The following is a 25,068-nucleotide window of genomic DNA, read 5'->3' on the forward strand; positions in this document are numbered from 1 at the left end:
CTACTACGTTTAACCCGCATGGGTCGACCATGCGGGTCTTTTTTGAAAATTGGCAAGCCTTCTACCTGCGATTTTAATTTCGCAAATCTCGTCGTGGTCGAGGGCAGTCGATTAAACGTAGTAGATAGGCCCATTTCCTGGCGAGCAGCCCAAATAAGCTACCCACGGGTGGGGCTAGCGCAGCAGCCCCGCCACTTCGCCTGCTAGGGTGATGGTGCCGGCGGCAACGAAAGGCTCGCCCGCGGCATTGAAGGCAGCGAGGGCCTCGGACACGCTCGGGTATACGCCCGCGAGCTTATCGGCACCCACCAGGGCAGCGAGCTCCTCTGCCGGCAGGGCGCGGTCGGAATCGGTCTGGGTCACGACCACGCGGGGGAACGCCGGAACCAAAACGTCAACGATACCCGCCACGTCCTTGTCGGCCAGCGCAGCGCACAGCAGCGTGGGGCGGTTCTCCACGCACGGGTCGATCTCGTCCAACGCACTCACAAAGTTCTCGCAGCTCTGAGGGTTATGGCAGGCGTCGATCAGGTTGAGTGGATCAGTTCCCAGCACATCAAAGCGACCCGGCGTGGGGCAGGCTATAAGCGACGCATCGAGCTTGTCGTGGTCGAGCTCGCGACCCAGATAGCCCTCGCACAGCATGATCGCACACGCGGCATTCTGCGGCTGATAGGCCGGCTTGACCATGCTCGACGTATAGATCGCACGCGGCGTGGTGCAGCTAAACTCAACCGTGTCGCCCACATGCGCCGGCACCTTAGTCGTGGCGTGGCTCACCACGAGCGGCACGACGCCGCACTCGCGACAACGGGCATCCATCACGCGCTGAACGCTCGCCTCGTGCGTGCCCTCACCCAAAACAACCAAACGCCCGGGTTTGATAACCGCAGCCTTCTCCCCCGCAATGGCCTCGAGCGTGTCACCCAAAATGCGTGTGTGATCGAGTCCAATGCCCGTAATGGCAACGGCGACGGGATCGGTCGCACTCGTAGCATCCCAGCGTCCGCCCATGCCGACCTCGAGCACGGCAACATCCACCGCGGCCTCAGCAAACACCACAAGCGCAGCAGCCGTCAGCAGGTCAAACGGCGTGATGGAATAGGCGCGCTCCCCCGCCGCCACACGGTGCGCATTCACGCGACGCCCCGCCTCGACGGCAGCAGAAACGCCACGAGCAAAGGTCTCGTCGCTCACAACGCGCCCATCGACCTCCATGCGCTCGGGATAGCGAACAAGCTGCGGCGACGTATACAGCGCGGTCTTGAGTCCCTCACCACGAAGGATGGCAGCCGAAAAACGCGTGGTCGAAGTCTTGCCATTAGTACCGGCAACCTGAATGCAATCAAAGTACTCGTTCGGACGTCCCAGCTCATCGAGCATATCGACAACCGTCTCAAGCAGAGGCCCAGCATCCCCAGAAATCCGCCCCGTATCAGCAGCAAGCCCCACAGCCTCATCAAACGAAAGCAAATCAAACTCAAAAGGAACGGTATACAAGCCAGAACGCTTAGGCATTTTTAGAACCGCCATTCATAGAAAAATAAAACAGTATAGGTTGAGGATAGTCAGCGAAAACGCCTCTGATGAGCCAAGGTGCCGTGAAACAAGGGCGCATAGGGCTTATGCCCATGCGCCCGAAGTTGAACGGCAGATTGGCCATCAGAGGCGTTTGCAGCGTCGAGTCAGCCGCCGTTCGTTAGAACGGCGGAATAGGTGTCCGCAGTAGCGAGCAATGCCCCAAACCGCGTCCCCCAGTAAGCCCTACGAGAAGTCAGCAACCTGAGCAGTCAGCGCCGCCAGGATCTCCTTGAGCTCAGCTGCACGGTCCCTCTTCTTCTGGACCACCGCGGGCGCGGCCTTGGCCACAAAGCCCTCGTTGGCGAGCGTCTTCTCGCAGCCGGCGAGCTCCTTCTGGGCCGCGGCAATCTCTTTCTCCAGGCGCGCCTTCTCGGCCGAAAGGTCAACCTTGCCCTCGAGAACCACAAAGACCTCGACGCCGCTGTCGACCACGGCAATGCTCGCCGCCGGCTTCTCAACGTCAGTGCCCATAACCAGCGAAGCCGTGTTGGCCAGCGGCTCAATCGTGGAGCGCAGGCTCTCGAGCTTCTCGATGTCCTCGGCACCGGCGCGCACGACCACGTCGAGCTCCGCCTTGGGGCTTAAGCGATAACGCGAACGCGTGGCGCGGGCGGCGGAAACGACGGTACGGCACAGCTCAAACGCGCGCTCGGCGGGCTCGTCGACGTACTTGGCGTAGTCGGCGGGCTCGGGCCACTTGGCGATCATGAGCGCCTCGGCGCGATCCACGTTGCCCTCGGCATCCAGGTCGAGCACGCTCGCCGGCATGTTGTCCCAGATCTCCTCGGTGACAAACGGCATGAGCGGGTGCATCAGGCGAATGGAGGTATCGAGCACAAAGATCAGGTTGCGCTGCGCCTGCAGACGGCCCTCGCCCTTCAGGCGGGCCTTGGTGACCTCGACGTACCAGTCGCAGACCTCATTCCAGAAGAACTGCTGCACGCCGCGGGCCATATCGCCAAAGGTGTACTTCTCGATGCCCTCGGTGACCATCTTTACGGCCTTGGCCAGACGGCTGAACATCCAGGCGTCTGCCGGCGTCTCCACGACGGGCTCGCCGGGCGTGTAGCCCTCCATGTTCATAAGCAGGAAGCGGCTGGCGTTCCAGATCTTGGTCACAAACGACTTGGCCTGCTCGGTGCGCGGGCTGTCGATAAGCTTCTTGGTCTTCTTGTCGATGTTCGCGTCGAACTTGACGTCCTGGTTGTTGGTGCACAGCGTAAGCAGGTTGTAACGCATGGCGTCAGCACCGTACATACCGATGAGGTCCATGGGGTCAACGCCGTTGCCCTTGGACTTGGACATGCGGCTGCCGTCCTTGGCCAAGATCGTCGGGTAAATGACGACGTCCTTAAACGGAACCTCGTCCAAGAAATACAGCGAGCTCATGACCATGCGGGCGACCCACAGCGCGATGATGTCGCGCGCGGTGACGAGCGCCGTCGTGGGGTGATGGCCCTCGAGCAGCTCCGGCTTTTGCGGCCAGCCCTGCGTGGCGAAGGTCCACAGCTGCGAGCTGAACCAGGTGTCCAGCACGTTCTCGTCCTGATGCACGTGATGGCTGCCGCACTTGGGGCACACGTCGGTGTCCTCGGTAAGGGCGTCCTCCCAGCCACAGTCCTCGCAGTAGAACACGGGGATGCGGTGGCCCCACCACAGCTGACGGCTGATGCACCAGTCCTTAAGGTTCTCCATCCAGGTGGTGTAGGTCTGCGTCCAGCGCGCGGGGTGGAAGGTCACCTTGCCGGAGTTGACGGCGTCGAGCGCCGGCCCCTTGAGCTTGTCGACGGCCACAAACCACTGCTCGGACAGCCACGGCTCCAGGGCGGAGTCGCAACGGTAGCAGTGCATGACGGAGTGATCGAGCTCTTCGACGTGATCGAGCAGACCGTGCTCCTCGAACCACTTGACGACAGCCTCGCGGCACTCGTCGCGGTTCATGCCGGTAAACTCACCGTAGCCCTCGACGACCACCGCGTGCTCGTCGAAGATGTTGATCTGCGGCAGGTCGTGGGCCTGACCCATGGCGTAGTCGTTGGGGTCGTGGGCCGGGGTGACCTTAACGAAGCCGGAGCCGAAGTTGGCGTCGACATGCCAATCCTCAAAGATGGGAATCTCGCGGTCGACGATGGGAAGCTTGACGGTCTTACCCACAAAGGCGGCCTTCTCGGGGTCCTTCGGGGAGACGGCAACGCCCGTGTCGCCGAGCATGGTCTCGGGGCGCGTGGTGGCGACGACGATGTAATCCTGGCCATTGACCGGCTCGGTCAGCGGGTAGCGCAGGTGCCACAGGTGGCCCTTCTCGTCCTTATACTCGGCCTCGTCGTCCGAGATGGCGGTGGTGCAGTTGGGGCACCAGTTGACGATGCGCTTGCCGCGGTAGATCAGACCGTCGTGGTACCAGTCGCAGAAGACCTTGCGCACGGCCTGCGCGTAGTCCTCGTCCATGGTGAAGCGCTCGTTATCGAAGTCGACGGAGCAGCCCATGCGCTTGATCTGCTCGACGATGATGCCGCCGTACTCGTGGGTCCAGTCCCAGCAGGCATCGACAAACTTGTCACGACCAATCTCCAGGCGGCTAATGCCCTCGCTCTTGAGCTTCTTGTCGACCTTGGTCTGCGTAGCGATACCGGCGTGGTCGGTGCCGAGCACCCAGCGCGTGGACTTGCCGCGCATGCGGGCCATACGGATGATGGCGTCCTGGATGGAGTCGTCGGTGGCGTGACCCATATGGAGCTTGCCGGTCACGTTGGGAGGCGGAATGGTGACGGTGCAGTCGCCCACGCCCTCACGGCGCTTGTAGTAGCCGCCGTCGAGCCACTTCTGCAGGATCGCCGGCTCGTTGGTCGACGGATCGTAGTTCTTGGGCATTTCTTCCATATATCTCTCCCTGTCCCACCGGGGAGGAATGTAGGCCCGCCAGGGCCTACATTCCTCCCCTTAGGTATCGATTACTTCAGTCTGAATGACTTCGCTGAGGCTTAAACAAACACACAGAATAACACAGGTAGTTGGGGTTATTGCGTTTATATAAAATAGCCTCCGACCGCGGGTGGTCGAAGGCTATTTGCAAACACGTTTTAGACAGGTCTAGCCGTAGATGCGCTGGGGCTGTTCGGTGCCCTTGACGGAGGCTTCGGTTACGACGACCTTGGAAACGCCCTCCTCGCTGGGGAGGTCGAACATCGTCTGCTGCAGCACATCCTCGCAGATGGACCGCAGGCCGCGGGCGCCGGTCTTGCGGGCAAGCGCCATACGGGCGATCTCGTGCAGGGCGGCGTCCTCAAACTCAAGCTCAACGTCCTCGAGCTGGAACATCTTGCGGTACTGACGCACCACGGCATTCTTGGGCTCGGTCAGGATCGACACCAGGTCGTCCTCGTCGAGCGCCTGCGTCTGGGTGACGACGGGTGTACGTCCCACAAACTCGGGAATCATGCCAAAGGCGTTAAGGTCCTGCGGGAGCACCTGGCGCAGCAGGTCGTTCTCGTCGACCGAGGTGGGGCCGGCGATCTCGGAGTTAAAGCCCACGCCCTTGTTGCCCACGCGATCAGCAATGATCTTATCCAGGCCCACAAAGGCACCGCCGCAGATAAACAGGATGTTCGTCGTGTCGATCTGCAGCAGCTCCTGCTGGGGATGCTTGCGGCCGCCGGTGGGCGGAACGCTGGCCACCGTGCCCTCAAGAATCTTAAGCAGTGCCTGCTGAACGCCCTCGCCCGAGACATCACGGGTGATGGAGAGATTCTCCGCCTTGCGGGCGATCTTATCGATCTCGTCCACGTAGATGATGCCCACCTGCGCGCGCTCAATGTCGCCATCGGCAGCGTTGATGAGCTTGAGCAGGATGTTCTCCACGTCCTCGCCAACGTAGCCAGCCTCGGTGAGCGCGGTGGCGTCGGCGATGGCAAACGGCACCTCGAGGATGCGCGCGAGCGTCTGGGCGAGCAGGGTCTTACCAGTGCCGGTGGGGCCAAGCAGCAAAATATTGGACTTGGCGAGCTCCACCTCGTCCATATCGTCGTCAAACTGGCCGCCCATGCCCGATGCCTCGTCAAAGGCGGACACCGCGGCACCGCCCTCGATCACGCGACGGTAGTGGTTGTACACGGCCACTGACATGGCGCGCTTGGCGTCCTCCTGGCCCATAACATAGGCCGAAAGCTCGTCATAGATCTCGTGCGGTGTCGGCACGTGCGTGATGACCTGACGGTCGTCCTCAAGCTCAAAGCCCTCGGTCTCGGGGTCAACGGCGGGCTGGGACGCAGCTTGGCCGTGATCGTTGAGGAAGCCCGGCAGATTGCCGTTGCGGGCGGCGTCCATAAAGTCCGAAGCCAGCGACTCCTCCAAGATCTCAGAGCAGGCGGCGACACACTCGTCGCAGATAAAGATGTTGGTCGGACCCTTTACGAGACGACGGACCTGGCCCTGCTCTTTTCCGCAGAAGGAGCAGCGGATGGGGTTGCCGTTCTCGTCAAAGTTGTCCTGCATGTTACTGGCCATCCTAGGCGTCCTTCGCGGCGAGGTCGCGCGAGGTGACGATACGGTCGATCAGGCCGTAGTCGAGGGCCTCGGCAGCGGTCAGGTAGTTGTCGCGCTCGGTATCGGCCTGGACCTTCTCGATCGGCTGGCCCGAGGCATCGGACAGGATCTGATTGAGCTCGCGGCGGGTCTTCTTGATCTCCTCGGCCACGATCTCGATCTCGGTCTGCTGACCCTGGGCACCGCCGCTGGGCTGGTGAATCATAACCTTGGAGTGCGGCAGGCAGAAGCGCTTGCCCTTGGCGCCGGCCGAAAGCAGCACGGCGGCCATAGACGCGGCCATACCGACGCAGATGGTGGAGACCTGCGGTTTAATGAAGTTCATGGTGTCAAGAATCGCCAGGCCGGAGTAGACCTCGCCACCGGGCGAATTGATGTAGAGCGAGATATCCTTCTCGGCATCCTGGCTCTCAAGATGCAGCAGCTGGGCAACGACCAGATTGGCGCTGACGGAGTTGATCTCCTCGCCCAAGAAGATGATGCGGTCGTTGAGCAGGCGCGAATAGATATCGTAGCTGCGCTCGCCGCGCGGCGTCTGCTCGATAACGTATGGCACGAGGGCGGAATCGAACTTAGCGATCATACGCATCTCCATTTCTCTTACGGACCAATAGTGGTTCTAGACAAACGTACGGTGCCCGCATGCTATGCATTGGCTGGCACCGTACGAAGCAACCGGATAACCGGCTTATAACTTTACCCCATCACGGGCGCGTCCATGCGCTCGCGGGAAAGGTGGCGAGAATTACTCAGCGTCCTTGGCGGTCTCGTCGACCTCGGTCACCTTGGCGTTCTCGACCAGGTGGTCGACGGCCTTGGAGCGACGGATGGACTCGCGGACGGCAGGCATGCGGCCATCGGCAATGAACTCGGCCTTGGAAGCCTCGACGTCCTTGACGCCAGCCTTCTCGAACTCGGCGTTGATGTCGTCCTCGGTGACCTCGATCTTGAGCTCGCGGGCGAGGGCGTCGAGGGCCAGGGACTCACGGGCGACGTCGTTGGCCTGCTGGTGCAGGTCGCCGATGAACTGCTCCATGGTCAGACCGGAAGCGGGCAGCCAGGTGTCCAGGGTCATGCCGCGGGCAGCGAGGTTGGACAGGAAGTTCTGGCCGAGCTCCTCAAAGACGGACTGCTCGTAGTCGGCATCCATCTCGTCGAGCTGCAGGCGCTCGGCGAGAGCGGAGACGCAACGGTTCTCCTTCTCAGCCGGGAGGCGGGAAGCCTTGTCCTGCTCGATCTCGATCTTGACGGCGTCGCGCATGGCGTCGATGCTGTCGAAGCCAAAGTCGGACTTGACGAGCTCGTCGGTGAGCTCGGGGGTGTTGCGGACCTTGATGCCCTTGACGGTGACCTCGACGGTGTGGGTCTCGGCCTTTTCGCCCTCCTCGACCTCGTCGGTCCAGGTAACGGACTTGACATCGTCGACGTTGGCACCAATCAGGGCCTCGTTGAACTCCTTGGGGTTGCTGTCGCTACCGGCGATGAGCATGCGGCCCTCGGCGGCAAAGTTGTCGGCGTTCTCGATGGCCTTGAGGTCGACGGTCACGTAGTCGTCAGCCTCGACAGCGCGGCCCTCGACGTCCTCGAAGGTGGCACGGTAGTTGAGGAGCATCTCGACCTGGTTGTTGATCTCGGACTCGGTGACCTCCGCGGGAGGCATCTCGATCTCAACGGCGTCGAAGGAGGAGAGCTCGGCAGCAGGACGCAGGGAGAACTCGACGGTGTAGGTGTAGTCCTCGTGATCCTTGGCGAGGTCGAGCTCCTTGTAGTCACCGTTCTTGGTGGGGACGATGTCCAGCTCGTTGAGGACGACGGGCTCGTTGGCGGCGATCAGGTCGTTGGTGGCCTGAGCGAGGGTAGCCTCGGCGCCAAGAGCAGAGTCGATGACCGGACGGGGAGCCTTGCCGGCACGGAAGCCCGGGAAGCGGTACTTCTTGGCGGTGTCCTTGTAGGCCTTCTTGATCGCGGCGTCGACGTCGGCGGCCGGGATGGTGACCGTAGCGGTGAGCTTGGCGTCCTTGACGTCAGAAGCGGTGATGTTCAACACGTTCCTCCTCATACTGCCCAGCTTATCTGAGGTGCTGGTACCTTTATGCAACAAAGAGTCGCGACGGCCGAAGCCGACGCAGATGCGTTGGTGCGGGCGAAAGGACTCGAACCTTCACGGGAATCCCACCAGAACCTAAATCTGGCGCGTCTACCAATTCCGCCACGCCCGCATGAGCGCACAGACTAGGAATGATAGCAGATACGAACGGCAAGCGCACGCACACCTTTTACAGGCTCACGACCTCACCACGAGTGCGAAAGGCGGAACGAGTTGCCCCGTCCCGCCAATTACGACTTGTTCGCTGACCCGCTACTCCCCCAGCAGCGCTTTCTCCGGCGTGATCGGCAGCGAGCGGACCTGGTGGCCGGTGGCGTGTGCGACGGCCGAGGCCACGGCGGCGAGCGGCGTGTTGATGACGACCTCGCCGATCGACTTGGCGCCAAACGGGCCCGTCGGCTCGTAGCTCGGCTCAAAGGCCACGCGAATGCTGCCGATATCCAGGCGCGTAGGCAGCTTGTAGCTCATAAAGTTGCCGGTGCGCAGGCGACCGCGGTCGTCATGCTCGACGATCTCGTAGAGCGCGTGACCGATGCCCTGGGCAATGCCGCCCTCGGCCTGGACGCGCGCGAGCGCCTCGTTGATCACGGTGCCGCAATCGACGGCAGCGGCGTAATCCACCACGGTCACCTTGCCGGTGGCCTTGTCAACCTCGACCTCGGCAATGCCGGCCATAAACGGCGGGGGCGAAACGGGCAGGCAGGCAGAGGCATGCGAGGTCAGCGCGTCGCCGCCCGCGATGTTCTTGACGCACAGGTTGGCAAAGTCGCGCAGCGTGAGGTAGCGGTTCTGCTCGCGCGCGGCACGCTCGTCGGACAGGCGCACGTACTGGCCGTCGAAGACCACGTCGGCGGCGTCCACGTCCCACATCTGCGCGGCCTTGGCGCAAATCTTCTGGCGCAGCTCGGTCGCGGCGTTCTTGGCTGCCAGGCCCGTCACGTACGTACCCGAGCTCGCGTACGAGCCGGCGTCGAACGGCGACACGTCGGTGTCCACGCCGCGCACCACGATCAGCGAGCTCTCCACGCCCAGCTCCTCGGCGGCAATCTGCGCCAGGATCGTGTCGACGCCCATGCCGTTATCGGTGGCGCCGGTGCCGATGGTAATGAAGCCGTCCTCTTCCAGGCGCATGTCGATGCCGGCAATATCCACGTTGGAAATGCCCGAGCCCTGCATGGTGAGCGCGCAGCCCAAGGCACGCACGCGGTCGCCCAGGTCGACGGCCAGCGGCTTGTCGCGCCAACCGATCATGTCCATCGCGCGCAGCAGGCAGCGGTCGAGCGCACAGGCGTTGAGCTTCTCGTTGTAATACTGCGGCATGATCTCGCCTTCGCGCACGATGTTCTTAAGGCGCAGATCGGCGGGGTCCATGTGCAGCATGTCGGCGAGCTCGTTAACGGCGCTCTCCACGGCAAACTGGCCCTGGGTGGCACCGTAGCCACGATACGCACCGCCGCGGTTGGTATTGGTGTAGACGGCGTCCCAGCTAAAGCGGCTCGCCCTCACATGGTTGTAAATCGGCAGGCTCTTGTGGCCCGAAAGCCCGATCGTCGTGGTGGCATGCTCACCATAGGCGCCGGCGTTGGACAGCGTGTGCAGGTCGATGGCCGTGATGGTGCCGTCGTTCATGGCGCCCAGCTTAACGGTCATCTGCATCTGGTGGCGCGAGTTGCCTGCAGTGATGGTCTCCTCGCGGGTGTAGCAGCAATAGCTCGGACGGCCGGTCTGCTGGGTGACGAACGCCACGAAGATCTCGCAGCAGCCCGTCTGCTTGGAGCCAAAGCCGCCGCCGATGCGCGGCTTAATGACCTGCACCTGCGACTGCGGAATGTCGAGCGACTGCGCGACCATGCGGCGCACGTGGAAGGGCACCTGCGTGGAGGTGGTCACCGAAATGCGCCCGAACGCATCGGTCGTCGCAAAGGCGCGGAAGGTCTCCATGGGCGCGGTCTGCGTGGCCTGGCTGGTGTAGGTGCGCTCAAAGACGATGTCGCTCTGGGCGAAGGCCTCGTCCAGATCGCCATAATCGCTGGTACCGCTGCACACCAGGTTGCGCGGAACATCGCCGCCCTGCGGGAACATAAAGGTCACGTCGCCCTCGGGGTGGACCACGATGTCGTTATCGAGCGCCTGGGTAAAGTCGAGCAGAGGCTCGAGCACCTCGTAGTCGACCTTGATGAGCTTGAGCGCCTTATCGGCGGCCTCCTCGGTCTCGGCGGCGACGATCGCCACCTCTTCGTTTTGATAACGGACGAGGTTCTCGAGAATCAGACGGTCGTAGGGACTCGGCTGCGGATAGCTCTGGCCGGCAATGGTAAAACGGCGCTTGGGAACGTCCTCGTAGGTGTAGACGCCCACCACGCCGGGCACCTTCAGGGCGCGCGACGTATCGATGGAGCGGATCTTGGCGCGGGCATACGGGCTGCGCTTAAGTTTGACGACGAGCGCACCGGCGGGCACCATGTCGCCCGTGTAGACGGGACGGCCCTCGAGCAGGGCCTTCGAGTCCTTCTTAGGCTGCTTGTGGGTAATCTGCTTGTAGGTGACGCCGTCAGAGCTCGTGTCGTTGACCGGCAGCTCGGTCATCTCGAAGCCCACCTGCACGCCGGACTCGTTAAGGAAGCGGACGATGGCGCGCAGCTGGCTCTCGTAGCCGCCGCAACGGCAGAGGTTGCCAGCCAGCTGGCGCGAGAGCTCCTCGCGCGTGGCGACAAGGCTCGGGTCCTCCTTGGCGGCGCGGGCAAGCGCCAGCACGTTCATGATGAGGCCGGGAGCGCAAAAACCGCACTGCTCGGCACCTTCGGCAGCCATGGCGCGAGCGAGCGTCTCGGACTCGGCCTTGAGACCCTCGAGCGTGGTGACGGAGCGGCCCTCGACGCGCGCGGCGGGAACCGAGCAGCTCAGCACCGGATCGTCGTCGAGCCACACCGTGCACAGGCCGCAGTTGGTGGTCTCGCAGGCGCAGCGCACCGACGCGCAACCCTGTTCGCGCAGCAGCGCAAAGAGCATGGTATCGGGGGAAATCTGAACCTTGACCTTGCGACCGTTGAGCGTAAAGGAAAGATCGATGAGTTTGGCAGCCATTAGCGCACCTCGCTAGAATCGACGCCGGGCACGCGGCGGCAGGAATACTCGTCCGTGGCAAACTTGGGGACCTGAACGGTCTCGAGCTCGCGGGCAAGCGCGGCCGAAAGCTCGATGCCAGCGGCGCGGCGCACGGCCTGGACGGCGAGCGGGGCCGAGATGCGGCGGCGGTAGTCGGCCGAGCCCCACAGGTTGGTGCCGTAGCCCAGCGCGCGTACGGACGCCGCCAGGGCACGCAGCTCGTCCTCGGAAGGCTGCTCGTTCACCAGGCCGCATGCCTCGCCCCGCAGCAGGGTCGCGCGCAGCGGGCGGGCACCCACGGTGACATGCCAGCTGTTGTCCCACCAGGCGGCAGTGACGTTCAGCGAGGGGAAGTCGGTCGCGGCCTTGCGCACGGCCTCGTAACTCGCACGGTAATCGTGCTTGACGACCACGACGTGCTCGATCACGTCGCGCACATAGCCCATATCCACGAACTCAGCGAGCGGCACGCGGCCGGCACCCGTCAGCTCAACGTACGAGTCGAGCGCCAAAAAGGCCGAGAGCACGTCCGAGAAACCGAAGCGGCCGTAGATGCTGCCGCCCACCGTGGCGGTGTTGCGCAGCTGCACGCCCACGATGTCGTGGACGGCAAACTCAAATACGTTGTTGACGAGCGCGTTGAGCTCGGCATGGCGCTCAAGCTGGCGCAGGGTGCACATGGCACCGATGCGAAACTCGGTCTCGGTCTCCTCGATCTGATCGAGTCCACAGGCCGAAAGGTCAATCGCCGTCGCCACGCGACGCGAACCCAGGCGCATCCAGATGCCGCCGCCCACAATCTTGTTGTTGCGGTTCTTCTGTAAGAGCTCATAGGCTTCGGCCGCGTTTCCAACACGGACGTAGGTACCGAACTTGAGCACGTTCTCCCCCATCTCTTTACTTGTCCAGTACCTCTAAGTGTACCAAACGAGGGCGCACGACCCTCACCACCATAGAAAAAGGCTCCCGGCCAATATGGTCGGGAGCCTTAAGATCATCAGCTGGTGCTGTGCGGAGCTATGTCGAGCAAAGGATTAGCAGACGCCCTGGGCGAGCATGGCGTCGGCGACCTTCAGGAAGCCGGCGATGTTGGCGCCCATGACAAAGTTGCCCTCCTGGCCATACTCCTTGGCGGTGTCGTCCACGTTGTGGAACATGCCGCGCATGAGCTGCTCGAGCTTGCCGTCGACCTCCTCGAAGGTCCAGGACAGGTGCTCGGCGTTCTGGCTCATCTCGAGGCCGGACACGAGCACGCCGCCGGCGTTGGCAGCCTTACCGGGCATAAAGGCGACGCCGTTCTCCTGGAAGTAGGTCGTGGCCTCGATGGTCGTGGGCATGTTCGCGCCCTCGCCGACCACCTTGCAGCCGTTGGCGACGAGCGCCTGGGCGTCCTCGAGCAGCAGCGTGTTCTCGCGAGCGCAGGGCAGCGCGATGTCGCAGGGCAGCTGCCACACGCCGCGGCCGTCGCCCTCGTGCCACACGGCGTTGGGCTTCTCGTCAACGTACATGGCGAGCGTGACGCCCTTGTCGTGGCCAGAGCGCTTCTTGTTGTAGACATGCTCGAGCACGGTGTAGTCGATGCCGTCGGGATCCTCGACCCAGCCATGGGTGTCGGAGCAGGCGAGCACCTTGCCGCCGAGCTGGGCGACCTTCTGGACCGCGTAGATGGCGACGTTACCGGAGCCGTGAACGACGACGTTCTTGCCCTCGAAGGAGTCGCCGCGGCTCTTGAGGTACTCGTCCACAAAGTAGACCAGACCGTAGCCGGTGGCCTCGGTACGGGCGAGCGAGCCGCCAAAAGAGAGGCCCTTGCCGGTAAGGACGCCGGTCCACTCGTTGGTCAGGCGCTTGTACTGACCGAACAGGTAGGCAACCTCGCGGCCGCCAACGCCCAGGTCGCCGGCGGGAACGTCGGTGTTGGGGCCGATGTGGCGATAGAGCTCGGTCATGAAGGACTGGCAGAAGTGCATGATCTCGTTGTTGGACTTGCCCTTGGGGTCAAAGTCGGAGCCGCCCTTGCCGCCGCCCATGGGAAGGGTGGTCAGGCTGTTCTTGAGGATCTGCTCCAGGCCCAGGAACTTGAGCATACCCAGGGTGACCGTCGGGTTAAAGCGCAGGCCGCCCTTGTAGGGTCCAATGGCAGAGTTGAACTCGACGCGATAGCCGCGGTTGACCTGAACCTTGCCCTGGTCGTCGACCCAGGGAACACGGAACATGACGATGCGCTCGGGCTCGACGAGGCGCTCCAGCAGGGCGGCCTCCTCGTACTCGGGGTGGGCGTCGAGCGCCGGCTGGATGGTGCCGAGGATCTCGGTCGCGGCCTGGATGAACTCAGGCTGCTCGGGATAGCGGGCCTTGAGCTCTTCGAGAACTTTCTGCGTGTAGCTCATGCTTCCTCCAATGATGGGAAACGAAAAATGTTGGTCGCGGCACCCTATGCGCCGCGAACTTTATCGAGTATGGATAATATCGCACTGTTGCAGCAAAGTTTCGCATAAGCCGACGAGCAGATGTTTCATTTTGATTACGATGCAGGTAGAAGCGTTTTTGAGTGTCTGACGCGCAAAACCCGTGTTTCAAACCTGTTTCGTCCACGTGTTCCAAACCACCACATTGGGGACAGGCACCTTTGTGGTGGTTTTGACTCGTAATGCCACAAGAAGGCCATTCAAGCAGCGAAACCACCACAAAGGTGCCTGTCCCCAATGTGGTGGTGTTGGCGGTTAGAGGACGAGCTGATGGTAGTCGGCGGGGGTTACGCGGCCTTCGGTGGCAGCGCGAAAGGCGGCGAGCGCATCGCCCGAGAACGGCATGACCCAGCAAAGCCCACAGCCGGCGGTAATGGAGCCGGGCAAAGGCATGATGCGCCCGGGCACGCCGGCATCAAGGCACAGCTGCTCGCATTCCATCACGTCGAAGGTGCTGTCAAACGACACGATAATCTTGCGCTCGTGGTCGAGGGCATCACCGGATGGGCCTTCGCGGTGTGCCTCGCGATACGCCGCGGCGGCCGCTTCCTCTTCAGCAGTATGTCCACAGCCACCGCAGCCGCAGGTACAGGGCTCGGAGCCATCGCAAGTGCAAGGCTCTCCCGTGTCGGGGCAAATATCGTGAGACATGGCAACTCCAATCGTCTAGGCGAGTAACTCGGCCGCCGCAAACTCCTCGGGCGTATTGACGTTCTCGAAGCAGAGCGTCGAACCCGCGGACTTAACGATCTGCGGCTCATCCATATAACCAGCCTGAACGCGATTGATCAGGCAGCGAATGCGCTGGCGGTCACAGGCGAGCAACTCTTGGGCAACCGGCGCACACGCGTCACGGCGCCAGACGGCGCAAAGCGGCTCAATCCCCCGCTCCTCGCGCGGTACGCACACGTCGAGCGCCTCGGCCTCAACACGATCGGCAAGCGCGCCGATGAGCTCCGGCGAGACAAACGGCATATCGCAGGCGACGATCGCCACGAGCGGCAATCGGGCCGCGGCCAACGAGCTCGCGATGCCGCGCATGGCACCGGCGGGACCGTCGACGTCCATCACCACGCGGGGGCGCAGGCCATCAAACATAAGCTCCTCAAGGTAGGCAAGCTCGCAAGGGCGCGACGTCGTCACGACCAGCTCGCCGGCAACTGGCGCCAGTCGACCCAGCACGCGCTCGATGAGCGGCTCGCCGCAAAACGCCATGCGCGCCTTATCGCAGCCCATGCGCGACGACAACCCGCCCGCTTGAACGACACAAGAAAGATCAGCCCGTCTTACGGTAGTCATACGGCAAACCACCCCCATCGGCATGCTCAAAACCCAACACACGAAGCCAAATACCGTCGCCGATAAAGCGGGCGGCACGGCAAACCCATGCAAAAACAAAACAGCGCTTTTGCGGCACGCAGCAAGACCGCGAGCACAAAAGCGCTGGTAGCGTATGGCGGGAACGTATGTGAATCGAACACATCCAAGACGTTTTGCACGCCTCGCAACGGTTTTGAGGACCGCGGAGCCCACCGGAGCCCATCCGTTCCCAAGTGCGGCGGTATTTTACCAAACCGAAACGGCTCCATCCCAAAAAGACGAACAAGAAGTTGCGGTGGAATAGTTCCTGTATTTGCTGCCAAAGCCTCCAAATAGGAACTATTTCACCGCAACTGAGGAGGCGGGAGCGAGTGACCGGCCTAGCGCAGGGACCTCAGGCCGCCGGCTTCTTTGTCGAGCACCGTGAAGCGCACGGCATCCAGGTGCTCCAAGATGCTGATGGCACGCTTGCGCGACACGCCCAGCGCCTCGCGCAGCACGCTCGTGGTAGCAGCGCCACCGGCGTCGGCAATGGCAGAGGCGACGAGCTCACGCGCGCAGGCCTCAGCAGCTGCAGACAGGGCCACATCGCGCTCGACCTTTACGATAGAGCGGTTGAGCGAAAGCTCGCGCAGGGCACGCGTCATGGTGTCGCGATCGAGCTGCAATTGCTCGCCCACCTCGGGCAACGTCGGTGCATCGAGGCCGGCTTCATCCAGCAAGGAAACGATGCGCTCGCAAGACTCGTACACCACGCGCGCCGCGGCGGCAGCGGAGTGCGGGTCGAACACTTCGGCGCCCTCGGCGGCGCATACGCCGCGCGAGCAGCCCTCGGCAATCAGAGCCGCGGCAACGTCTTCATCAGCGGCAGGCCACGCAGCATGGGCAACGGCGCCGGGCGTAAAGCCCGTCTCCTTGGGAGCCGCCGCGTGCATGGCTGACAGGGTCGCCGCCAGTGCATCCATCGCGGCGTCGAGCACCACGGCGTCCGCCAAGAGGTCTGCATCACCTACGGCAAGCTTGCGAACGGAGCCCTGCGCCACCAACCCGCGCAGTGCGGCATCGACCTCGCCGACACCAAGATCTAAAGCCTCGGCAACATCAATCGCCGTAACCGGCAGCGTCTGCAACGCCAGCCAAGCGCCCACACCGCCCGCAATATCTCCGGCCTCAAGCGCCGTGTACAGCACGCGCTCCCCCTCAGTAAGTTCGCGCGAGCGACGGCAGCGCGAAAGCAGCACGCGCCCGCCGCCAACAAGCATCACGGGCGAATAGGACAGCACCACGGCATGGTCCCCGGCACGTAGCGGCAGCGAGTTTTCCAAGCGCACCTGAACGATACGGGTCTCGCCCACCGCCATGGGGGCCTCACCCTCCATGAACATGATGCGACCGACGACCTCGGCCGTACCCGCCATCACGTGCACACGCGCACCCGACTCGAGCACACGCGGCTTGGCTCCCTCGCGGCCCAAATACGTAAACGTCATCATAAAGCGCATCGTCTGGCCAAAGCGGCCCGCCACGCCGAGCATCTCACCGCGATCGAGCGCGGCGACGGCATCGCCCACCAAGTTGAGCGCCACACGCTGACCGGGCAACGCCCGCGGCGTATCACCATGCACCTGAATCCCGCGCACGCGACAGACCGTACGCGACGGCAGCGCGACGAGCTCATCCCCCACCGCGACGGGCGCATCGTGCAACGTTCCCGTCACCACGGTACCGGCGCCCTTGATCGTAAAGCAGCGGTCGATGGGCAGACGTGGTGCGGCATCGGTGAGCTCGGCACGGGCACGGCAGGCATCCCAGCAAGCGGCAACCTGCTCGTCGAGCGCAGCCAGCAGGTCATCGATTCCCGCGCCGGTCTTGGACGACACAGGCACGATCGGCGCGTCCGCAAACACGGTATCCGAAAGAAAATCGTCCACGTCGAGTTCGGCCAGCTCAATCATTTCGCTATCGGCCAGGTCGCACATCGTCATCGCGACCACCATGTGTGTGACGCCCAGCAGCTCCAGCACATGCACGTGCTCGCGTGTCTGCGGCATCACGCCCTCGACGGCCGAAACCACCAGCACGGCCACGTCGATACCCGTGGCACCCTGCACCATGGCGCGCAAGTAATGCGCGTGGCCCGGCACGTCGACCAGGCCCACGATCTTGCCACTCGGCAGCGCCAGCTCGCCAAAGCCCAGCTCCACGGTCATACCGCGACGGCGCTCAACTTCCAGACGATCGGGATTCTTGCCGGTCAGTGCCTCGATCAGCGCCGACTTACCGTGGTCGACGTGGCCCGCCGTGCCAACGATAACGGGACACTCCACCAGCGCTTGAACCTCACTCATCGTGCAACCGCCTTCTCAACGCACGCGACGAGCGTCGATGCCGCCGTCTCGATATCGCGGTCGCCCACAAGCGTGCGCACATCAAACAGGATACGATCGTGCGAGGCGCGCGTGACGACCGGCGTATCGAAGTCTTGGACGAGCAAGCGCTTGAGCGCGTCGACGGACAGGCGCCCGTCGACCGGGCAGACGGCCACGCACATCGTGGGCAGCTCGACGGTAGGCAGCGAGCCACCGCCGGGGGTCGACGATTCCTCGACGATCTCCACCTGGACGGCACACGGGCAACCGGCCTTATCGAGCCCGGCGACCATACGATCGCGCAGCTTGCAAGCACGACGCTCCAGATGAGCCTGCGGAAGCGTGAGCATGCTGAGCACCGGGACATCACGATGGGCCACATCCGCCCCGTCCATGTAGATGCGCAGTGTGGCCTCGAGCGCCGTGAGCGCCAACTTGCCCGGACGCAGGGCACGCATAAGCGGATGCGACCCGCAGGCCTGGACCAGATCGCGACGGCCCATGATAATGCCTGCCTGCGCGGCGCCCAGCAGCTTATCGCCCGAGCACGACACGATATCGAGCCCCGCCGCGACCGAAGCCGGCGTGGGCTCCTCACCGCCGCGCACCAGGATGTCATCGGGCAACAGCGCGCCCGATCCCTGGTCCTCGTAGAACAACAGGCCATGCTTGTGAGCAAGCGCCGCAAGTTCCCGAGAACCTACCTCCTCGTGGAAACCCTCGATGCGATAGTTGGAAGGATGGACCTTGAGGATCATCGCCGTATCGGGCGTGATGGCGCTCTCGTAGTCGCTCAAATGCGTGCGGTTGGTGGCGCCGACCTCGACGAGTTTGGCGCCCGAAGCCGCCATGACATCGGGGATGCGGAAGCTGCCGCCGATCTCGACAAGCTCGCCGCGGCTGACGATGACCTCCTTGCCTGCGGCATGGGTCGCCAGCACCAGCAGCACGGCGGCCGCGTTATTGTTAACGACCAGCGCATCCTCGGCACCGGTAAGCGAGCGGATCAGCTGCGCGGCATGTTCCTTGCGCGACCCACGCGAGCAGGTGTCCACGCTGTACTCGAGCGTGCTGTACCCACGTGCGACCTCGGCCACGGCCTTTGCCGCCGACTCCGCGAGCGGGGCGCGACCCAAGTTGGTATGGATGACCACACCCGTGGCGTTGACGGCGGGGCGCAGGCTCGGCAGCGCGGAGCGATGTGCACGCCACTCGATGGCCGAGGCCAGCTCGCGCTTGGAGCGCGGGGCGGCACCGGCGCGAATGGCGGCGCGCTCCTCGTCGAGCTCGGCCGTGACGGCGGCATGCACCACCGCGTCGCAAGTCTCCCCCGCCGCCTTCACTACCGGCCACTCGGCAAGCAGCTCGTTGACGGAGGGAATGGCGCGCAGGCGGGCGCGTACCTCATCGGACATGTTCTGGCTATCGCTCATGTGCGGCCTTTCAAAACCAAAGGTGAATCAATCGTTCGAACGTCAAACTATCAGCCAATTCGATCGGCTGAGTCAATCATCCGCTATTATCCTCGCGCGCCGCGATCTTTTCCACGCGAACGGCGTTTTCCTGGGTGAGCGCGGCGCCCGTCAACGGGTCCCAACGCAACGGCGTATGGTCGAGCGGGCCCACGCCCAAGACTTGAGCGCCACCGGCATCGGCGCCAAACGAACGCCCGCCGGGAGCGGCCGACGTGAAGATGCACGCCGGATGCAGATAGGGCGTCGTCTCCACGCGTACGCGATCGCGGCCCATATCGCTCACAAGCTCGACGACCTCGCCATCAGCGATACCCATGCGAGCGGCGACATCGGCATTCATCTGCACGGCATCCAGGTCCGATCCAGCCTCGGCGGCACCTTGGGCCGCAATCCTTCGCGAGGTATGCGACTCAAAGGGACGGTTGCCGCTAATGAGGCGAAACATCCCCGGGCCGGGCTCCACCATGGGCGCGATCCAGTTGGGCACGCGACCCAAACCGGCACGCTCCCACACGTCACTTACCAGCGCAATTTTGCCGCCGTCCAAGGGAATCGCCGGCTCGCCCGTACGCGACGGCAACGCAACACCTGTATCGGCCCAGCCGCGCTCCTTGAGCTCGTCCAGATCAATCCCAAACGGCGCCACCTGGGCAGCCGCCAGATTGTCGGACGTAAACCGAAAGTACTCACCCACGCCGCAGGCCTGCGCCAGACCGGCAAAGATCTCCCGACCGGGACGCGTGTCGTCATGCAGCACGGGCAGCACGGCGTTGCGGTAGAACACACGCGCATCGTTGGAGCCTATCACCGTTCCCACGCCGCGGTCGGCCTCCAGATACGTCACGTCGGGCAGCAGAAAGTCGGAAGCACGCGCCGTCTCGGACCAGCGAATATCAATCGTCACGAGCAAGTCGAGCTGCTGCAAAATACTCAACCAAGCCTGCGCATTGCCATAGCCCACACCGGGGTTACTGGCATAGACGATGAGCCCACGCAAATCGCCGGCAAGAATCGACTGACCGATGGTCGTGCACAGGCCGCGCGCCGGATCGACCAGTGGATAGCGCTCGGACCCCAACTTGGGCCCGCGAGGCACCGGCGGCGTCGCAAAGCGCGCGGGATCGAGGTCGCCCAACACAAGCGGCGTGGGCGGATTGAGCGCGCCGCCCGCGTGTCCGATGCAGCCCAGCAGCACATCGACCAAGCAGATAGCGCGCGCGGTCTGGGTGCTATTGGCATACGCGATACCGATGCCACCATGAAAGCCCGCATCCACCACGGCGGCAGGCGCGGCAGCAGCCAGATCGCGCGCCGTGGCGACAATCTCTGCGGCCGGCACGTCGCACATCGACTCGGCCCACTCAGGCGTCCAAACAGCAGCCGCCTGCGCCAGCTCGTCAAAACCCGAGGTATAGCGGGCAACAAACTCGCGGTCGTACAAGTCCTCGGCAATGAGCACATGCGCAATGCCCAGCAGCAAGGCCAGGTCGCAGCCCGGGCGCACGCGCAGCCAGCGGTCGGCAAGCGCGGCCGAGCCACTGCGCCGGGGGTCGACCACGATGATCTTCGCCCCACGGCGACGGGCATCGTTGAGCGCATCAACGGCCCCCATCGTCGACGAATCGACGATGGAACGCCCCAAATACATGATGCAATCGGTATGCGCCAGGTCGGAGGCGGGGCTGTAGCCCAGGCTGTGCTCCCAACCGGTAAGTCGGCTTACCTCGCAGGCACCGTCGGCACCGTATACGTTGGGCGAGCCCAGCGCACGCATAAAACAATACGCCCAGTAGCGGTCAAACGAGGGCACGCCGAGCGTCATGCCCAGCGCACGCGGACCATGCCCGTCAACAATCCCCAAAAGGCGCGCTGCGATCTGCGCGAACGCCTCGTCCCACGAAATCGCATCGAACCCCGAGCCATCAGCTCGTCGGCGCATGGGATGCAAAATCCGGTCGCGCTCGTCAAACGGCATAGACAGGCGATGCCGACCGCGGGCGCACAGGGCACGCGCCGCGCACGGATGCCCCGGCACCGGCAACTCGGCCACCACACGCCCATCCTCGACGCGTGCCGCAAAGGCGCAATCGGCATAGCATCCCCCGCATGTGGTCACCACGGCGCGACCGTTACGCTCCACAGCAGATGCCATCTCGATTACCCCTTTCACCAGCCAAACACAACAGGTCAACAGCCCGGCAACGAGCCCCAGGCCCAAAAAGCCTCCCGCACGGCAACGCCCCGCGGGAGGCCCAACGTCAAACAGACGGTACCTTACGCCTCGGACTTCTTGGCGTAGATAAACCAGTAGCCGAGCGCGACCAGAACCGCACCGCCCACGATGTTGCCCAGCGTGGCGGCGGACAGGTTAAACGCAATGCCCGCGGCGTTGAGCGCATCGGCGCCGGCGACGTCGGCACCATAGCCGCACGCGTGCATCACGGCACCCATGGGCAAAAAGTACATGTTGGCAACGCAGTGCTCAAAACCGCAGGCCACAAAGGCGGCGATGGGCAGCAGAATGCCCACGACCTTATCGACCACGGTCTTGCCGGCGGTACCGATCCACACGGCCAGGCACACAAAGATATTGCACAGGATGCCGCGGAAGAAGATCGTCACCCAGTCGACCGTCACCTTGCCGGCGGCGACGCTCACCATGGAATTGGCGACCGCCTCGCCGTTGAGCTTGTAAATGCCGGCCATGTACACCAAAAAGACGATGAACAGGGCACCAGCAAAGTTACCAAGCCACACGACGACCCAAGCCTTGAGCATCTGGACCAGGGTGATCTTTTTGCTCTTGAGCGCGCAGACCATAAGCGAATTACCGGTGAACAGCTCGGCGCCGCACACCAGCACGAGCACCAGGCCCAGGCAAAAGCACAGGCCGCCCACGACGCGCTGGGCGCCCCAGCCCAGCGTGCTATCGCTCAAGAACACGGTAAAGAACAGGCCGCCGAAGGCGATGAACGCACCGGCGAACATTGCCAACAGAAAGGCCTTTGCGACCGGCAGGTTGGCCTTAGTCACGCCGGCGGCCTCGGTCTTGGCCTCGATCGCGGCGGGTGCCAGGCAATCGGGGGCGGGGTACTCCACCTTGGAATCTGCCATGTCAATCACTTCTTTCCTAATCAGCAGGGACAAGCGCTCCTATTGCTCTTGCCCCAAGCGGACAAAGTGGGAAAAGTCGTTGGCGGCCACGGCGTCGTACACGGCGTCGACGGCGTCAAAGACTTCCGGGGACATGGGGTTGTAGAACTCCGTGTCGCCCGGCTGAATTCCAACGAAGACGATATCATCACACGATTGCTCAATCTCTTCGATCAGAATCGACAAGGGAAGCGAATGCGTGGTGAACATCGACTTGCGGGCCACATCGCGCTTGTCGAGCAAGCGGATGGACCCGACGGGCAGCGCCATGTCGGCAGCATCGACCAAGACCAGACGCGGCGGACGCTCGCGCTTGACCTCGATGATGTCGTCCTCGGGCGTTTGGCCGCCGTCGATGGTGTACCAACCGGCGATGGGTGCGTCTTCCATCTTTTTGGAGAGCACGGGGCCGGCGGCATCGTCGGCACGCAGCACGCTTCCCGCCGTGAGCACGATACCCGCAAACGGGGCGCCGTTCACGCGTCCATCCACAACGCGACCCATTACTGCAACCTTCCCGTCAGATACACGCCCGACACATCGCGCACGCGCTCCACCAAATCGCGGAACTTCATTAAGAACGCGACCTGCTGGGCATGCAGGCCAAAGTCGTCGTCGAACACCGAGATGCCGGCCTTGGCAGAACCGCGAAAACCGCGCTCGTCGAGCAGCGCATCGCAGGCTTCGAGCAGCGACGGCACCGCCGCCTTGTCGAGCTGGCACTCGCCAAAGGAGCGGATGGCCTCGAACTTGGTCTTGGCCTCCCCCTCCGGCAGCGCGTCGACGAGCGAATAGAAGACATCCACCGGCACCGACAGGCGCGGCTCAAAGCAGTCGAGCACGCCGGTGTGGTGGCCCACGGCGAGCGTGTAGTACAGCACGTCGCAGGCCTCCTGGGGAACGTCTTCCTCGGTCTCCACAAACTTACGCGTGAGCTCATAGAAGACCACCTGGTCGGGCGCATGGCCCAGGCAGGGGTCGGCGACGCCCTCGGCAGCCTCGTCGCTTGCGCGCGAGGCATCGCCAAAGGAGCCGCCGAGCATGCCGGGGCCCGCAAAGTAACCAGAGCGGTCCGTGAGCTCCATCTAGCGACCTCCGGCCAGCACCAGATCCTGCAGCGCTGAGTAGACCTCAACGCGGCGCGGATCGTCCTGCTTGTCGATGAGCAGCGCCATGGCACCGCGGATATCGCCCTTGGGCGCGCCCTCGAGCGTATCCATAAACTCGTTGGCGAGATCGCGGCCGTAACGGTAGCCGCTCATGGCGCGAGCCTCGCGCTCGATGGCAACGCGCAGCTTGTACGGCACGCCGGGGTGCAAGATGTCGGCCTGCTCGCCGGCAGCCTCCACCGTGGTCTCGGCATGGAGCTTTTGGTCCAGCAGGCCAAGTGCCATGGCAAAGCCGTAGACGGTCTGCGCGGGGCTGGGCGGGCAGCCGGGGATGTAGACATCGACCGGCAGAATCTTGTCCGTGCCGCCCCAGACGCAGTAGTTGTCGTAGAAGATGCCGCCGGTGCAGCCGCACGCGCCATAGGACACCACGATCTTGGGATCGGGTGCGGCCTCAAAGGCGCGCAGCGCCGGCATGCGCATGGCGCGCGTCACGGCGCCGGTGTACAGCAGCACATCGGCATGACGGGGCGAGGGCACGACCTTGATGCCAAAACGCTCGACGTCGAAGACGGGCGTGATGGAACCGAAGATCTCGATCTCGCAGCCGTTGCAGCCGCCGCAGTCAACACGGTAGACGTACACCGAGCGCTTGATCTTCTTAAGAAGGGTCGCCTTGGCCTTCTCGATGCTCTCATCGAGCTCGATCTTGGTCGGGCGGTACTGAAGCCGCTCGGGCAAAAGCGTGGGTTCGGCCATGGTTACTCCTCCTTCGTATCAAAATCTATGATGATGCCCTCGACCGGCGCAGGACCGGCGGGAATCTCGGGCGCATCGGGGTTGAGCTCGCGGTCGATATACTCCGGGTTCACGCCGTGGCCGCCCAGATACTCCATGCCGGGGCCCTGGGGCTCACCGGACGCAAGCGTCTCGTTGGCAGCCATGCCGTGCGCGTTGCCGGTCTTTACGGCCGAAGCGGCGCGCAGGGCGTCGAGCTCGCGCTTGCACTCCTGGCACATACCGACGGTACGGGCGGCCTGGATGGCCTCCATGCCGCCGGCCTTTTGCAGCAGGCGCTTGGCGTAGTCGATCTCCTTGTGCGGGGCGAACGGCTTGCCGCAACGCGAGCAGTGCTCGAGCGTATAGACGCTCTTGCTGGTGAGGTCGTCCTTGCTCATAACGGCCAGCTCAAACTCTTCGGTGAGCTTGATGGCCTCCATGGGACAGGCTTCCTCACAGCGGCCGCAGAAGATGCAGCGACCGTAGTCAATCGACCAGGTGATGGTATCGGCCGCAAGGTCGGTGTCCATGCGAATGGTATCGGCCGCAAGGTCGGTGTCCATGCGAATGGCATCGGCCGGGCACGCCACGCCGCAGGCACCGCAGGCGATGCAGAGCTCGGCGTTGTGCTCGGGCTTGCCGCGCATGTCCTTGTTGGTGGGAAACGGCGCAAACGGGTACTTGACCGTCGCGTCGCCGGCCTTGGCGTTAACCTTCCAAAGCTTCAGCATATTAGAGCGCCTCCTCATCGAGCGGAGCGGCCATGGTGCCCTCGCCCGCAAGCGGCGACTTGTCGCGCCAGACGTTCTCGAACTGCTCCTTGTCGAGCACGTGGTCGCGCTTGGCGGCGACATCGGTCACCGTCACGCGGTCGGTGCAGGAGTAGCACGGGTCGAGCGAGCCGACGATCAGCGCCGCGTCGCCCACGGTGTTGCCGCGGAAAGAGATAAAATCAATATATCCCTTTTCTCCGATTTTTACAACGGCATTGTAGGACTTTCTATCTTTCGTTTTGATTCCTTGATTCTCATCTTCATTGCAACAGCCTCAGGACTCAGC

The 25,068-nt window shown here is 63.4% G+C and carries 19 protein-coding genes, 2 tRNA genes and 1 pseudogene; all 22 read right to left on the minus strand.

The features are described from left to right. Nucleotides 1-174: 174 nt before the first annotated feature. A complete protein-coding gene (locus tag DW925_RS07745; protein ID WP_117790745.1) occupies nt 175-1,518 on the minus strand; it encodes a folylpolyglutamate synthase/dihydrofolate synthase family protein in 1,344 nt (447 codons plus the stop codon). A 246-nt stretch (nt 1,519-1,764) separates the two neighbouring features. Next, complete coding sequence (locus DW925_RS07750; protein ID WP_117790746.1) at nt 1,765-4,461, minus strand: valine--tRNA ligase; 2,697 nt, start codon at nt 4,459-4,461, stop codon at nt 1,765-1,767. A gap of 210 nt (nt 4,462-4,671) precedes the next feature. Beyond that, nucleotides 4,672-6,084 (minus strand): ATP-dependent Clp protease ATP-binding subunit ClpX, encoded by a 1,413-nt coding sequence (clpX, locus tag DW925_RS07755; RefSeq protein WP_117790747.1) that lies wholly within the window; start codon nt 6,082-6,084, stop codon nt 4,672-4,674. A 1-nt stretch (nt 6,085) separates the two neighbouring features. Further along, entirely contained in the window at nt 6,086-6,706 is a 621-nt protein-coding gene (locus DW925_RS07760) for an ATP-dependent Clp protease proteolytic subunit (RefSeq protein ID WP_022095182.1), read from the minus strand. Between the two features lie 162 nt (nt 6,707-6,868). Further along, nucleotides 6,869-8,170, minus strand: a complete 1,302-nt coding sequence (gene tig, locus DW925_RS07765; protein WP_233540259.1) for a trigger factor — start codon at nt 8,168-8,170, stop codon at nt 6,869-6,871. A gap of 88 nt (nt 8,171-8,258) precedes the next feature. Then, nucleotides 8,259-8,342: transfer RNA gene (locus DW925_RS07770), tRNA-Leu, on the minus strand. A gap of 140 nt (nt 8,343-8,482) precedes the next feature. Further along, nucleotides 8,483-11,314 (minus strand): molybdopterin cofactor-binding domain-containing protein, encoded by a 2,832-nt coding sequence (locus DW925_RS07775; protein WP_117790749.1) that lies wholly within the window; start codon nt 11,312-11,314, stop codon nt 8,483-8,485. Continuing rightward, entirely contained in the window at nt 11,314-12,216 is a 903-nt protein-coding gene (locus tag DW925_RS07780; RefSeq protein ID WP_199577062.1) for a xanthine dehydrogenase family protein subunit M, read from the minus strand. Before DW925_RS07780 ends, DW925_RS07775 begins: the two co-directional genes overlap by 1 nt. Before the next feature lie 153 nt (nt 12,217-12,369). After that, on the minus strand, nt 12,370-13,725 hold the full coding sequence (gdhA, locus tag DW925_RS07785) for an NADP-specific glutamate dehydrogenase (RefSeq protein ID WP_117790751.1): 1,356 nt from the start codon (nt 13,723-13,725) through the stop codon (nt 12,370-12,372). 333 nt (nt 13,726-14,058) lie between these two features. Further along, the gene (locus DW925_RS07790) at nt 14,059-14,454 is read right to left on the minus strand and encodes a DUF3343 domain-containing protein (RefSeq protein WP_117790752.1); all 396 of its coding nucleotides are present in this window, start codon (nt 14,452-14,454) and stop codon (nt 14,059-14,061) included. 15 nt (nt 14,455-14,469) lie between these two features. Then, on the minus strand, nt 14,470-15,102 hold the full coding sequence (locus tag DW925_RS07795; protein ID WP_158565758.1) for a molybdenum cofactor guanylyltransferase: 633 nt from the start codon (nt 15,100-15,102) through the stop codon (nt 14,470-14,472). A 155-nt stretch (nt 15,103-15,257) separates the two neighbouring features. Then, nucleotides 15,258-15,354, minus strand: a tRNA-Sec gene (locus DW925_RS10135). 149 nt (nt 15,355-15,503) lie between these two features. After that, nucleotides 15,504-17,471, minus strand: coding sequence for a selenocysteine-specific translation elongation factor (gene selB / locus DW925_RS07800; RefSeq protein ID WP_117790754.1), 1,968 nt, complete (start codon nt 17,469-17,471; stop codon nt 15,504-15,506). Beyond that, the gene (gene selA, locus DW925_RS07805) at nt 17,468-18,925 is read right to left on the minus strand and encodes an L-seryl-tRNA(Sec) selenium transferase (RefSeq protein WP_199577063.1); all 1,458 of its coding nucleotides are present in this window, start codon (nt 18,923-18,925) and stop codon (nt 17,468-17,470) included. The genes selB and selA overlap by 4 nt, the downstream gene beginning before the upstream one ends. Nucleotides 18,926-19,001: 76 nt before the next feature. Beyond that, a complete protein-coding gene (locus DW925_RS07810; RefSeq protein ID WP_117790755.1) occupies nt 19,002-21,119 on the minus strand; it encodes a molybdopterin-dependent oxidoreductase in 2,118 nt (705 codons plus the stop codon). A gap of 122 nt (nt 21,120-21,241) precedes the next feature. Beyond that, entirely contained in the window at nt 21,242-22,081 is an 840-nt protein-coding gene (locus DW925_RS07815) for a formate/nitrite transporter family protein (protein ID WP_117790756.1), read from the minus strand. Between the two features lie 39 nt (nt 22,082-22,120). Further along, entirely contained in the window at nt 22,121-22,624 is a 504-nt protein-coding gene (hycI, locus tag DW925_RS07820; RefSeq protein ID WP_055286177.1) for a hydrogenase maturation peptidase HycI, read from the minus strand. Further along, nucleotides 22,624-23,205 (minus strand): formate hydrogenlyase maturation HycH family protein, encoded by a 582-nt coding sequence (locus DW925_RS07825; protein ID WP_099431578.1) that lies wholly within the window; start codon nt 23,203-23,205, stop codon nt 22,624-22,626. Before DW925_RS07825 ends, hycI begins: the two co-directional genes overlap by 1 nt. Further along, nucleotides 23,206-23,988, minus strand: coding sequence for an NADH-quinone oxidoreductase subunit B family protein (locus DW925_RS07830; RefSeq protein WP_006234107.1), 783 nt, complete (start codon nt 23,986-23,988; stop codon nt 23,206-23,208). It lies immediately after the preceding gene. Between the two features lie 2 nt (nt 23,989-23,990). Continuing rightward, a complete protein-coding gene (locus DW925_RS07835) occupies nt 23,991-24,740 on the minus strand; it encodes a formate hydrogenlyase complex iron-sulfur subunit (protein WP_117790757.1) in 750 nt (249 codons plus the stop codon). A gap of 1 nt (nt 24,741) precedes the next feature. Continuing rightward, nucleotides 24,742-24,936: a hypothetical protein gene (locus DW925_RS07840; protein WP_199577064.1), complete on the minus strand. Its 195-nt coding sequence runs from the start codon at nt 24,934-24,936 to the stop codon at nt 24,742-24,744. Between the two features lie 12 nt (nt 24,937-24,948). Further along, nucleotides 24,949-25,032: pseudogene (locus DW925_RS10370) on the minus strand (topoisomerase); the annotation flags it as partial. Nucleotides 25,033-25,068 lie beyond the last annotated feature (36 nt).

This window comes from Collinsella sp. AM43-1, assembly GCF_003467925.1.
Classification (GTDB): Bacteria; Actinomycetota; Coriobacteriia; order Coriobacteriales; family Coriobacteriaceae; genus Collinsella.

Bases quoted from the DNA above. Each gene is read 5' to 3' on its own strand.
- DW925_RS07745 (WP_117790745.1), bottom strand. From the start codon at position 1,518: ATGCCTAAGCGTTCTGGCTTGTATACCGTTCCTTTTGAGTTTGATTTG.
- DW925_RS07750 (WP_117790746.1), bottom strand. From the start codon at position 4,461: ATGGAAGAAATGCCCAAGAACTACGATCCGTCGACCAACGAGCCGGCG.
- clpX (WP_117790747.1), bottom strand. From the start codon at position 6,084: ATGGCCAGTAACATGCAGGACAACTTTGACGAGAACGGCAACCCCATC.
- DW925_RS07760 (WP_022095182.1), bottom strand. From the start codon at position 6,706: ATGATCGCTAAGTTCGATTCCGCCCTCGTGCCATACGTTATCGAGCAG.
- DW925_RS07775 (WP_117790749.1), bottom strand. From the start codon at position 11,314: ATGGCTGCCAAACTCATCGATCTTTCCTTTACGCTCAACGGTCGCAAG.
- gdhA (WP_117790751.1), bottom strand. From the start codon at position 13,725: ATGAGCTACACGCAGAAAGTTCTCGAAGAGCTCAAGGCCCGCTATCCC.
- DW925_RS07790 (WP_117790752.1), bottom strand. From the start codon at position 14,454: ATGTCTCACGATATTTGCCCCGACACGGGAGAGCCTTGCACTTGCGAT.
- DW925_RS07795 (WP_158565758.1), bottom strand. From the start codon at position 15,102: ATGACTACCGTAAGACGGGCTGATCTTTCTTGTGTCGTTCAAGCGGGC.
- selB (WP_117790754.1), bottom strand. From the start codon at position 17,471: ATGAGTGAGGTTCAAGCGCTGGTGGAGTGTCCCGTTATCGTTGGCACG.
- selA (WP_199577063.1), bottom strand. From the start codon at position 18,925: ATGAGCGATAGCCAGAACATGTCCGATGAGGTACGCGCCCGCCTGCGC.
- DW925_RS07810 (WP_117790755.1), bottom strand. From the start codon at position 21,119: ATGGCATCTGCTGTGGAGCGTAACGGTCGCGCCGTGGTGACCACATGC.
- DW925_RS07815 (WP_117790756.1), bottom strand. From the start codon at position 22,081: ATGGCAGATTCCAAGGTGGAGTACCCCGCCCCCGATTGCCTGGCACCC.
- hycI (WP_055286177.1), bottom strand. From the start codon at position 22,624: ATGGGTCGCGTTGTGGATGGACGCGTGAACGGCGCCCCGTTTGCGGGT.
- DW925_RS07825 (WP_099431578.1), bottom strand. From the start codon at position 23,205: ATGGAGCTCACGGACCGCTCTGGTTACTTTGCGGGCCCCGGCATGCTC.
- DW925_RS07830 (WP_006234107.1), bottom strand. From the start codon at position 23,988: ATGGCCGAACCCACGCTTTTGCCCGAGCGGCTTCAGTACCGCCCGACC.
- DW925_RS07835 (WP_117790757.1), bottom strand. From the start codon at position 24,740: ATGCTGAAGCTTTGGAAGGTTAACGCCAAGGCCGGCGACGCGACGGTC.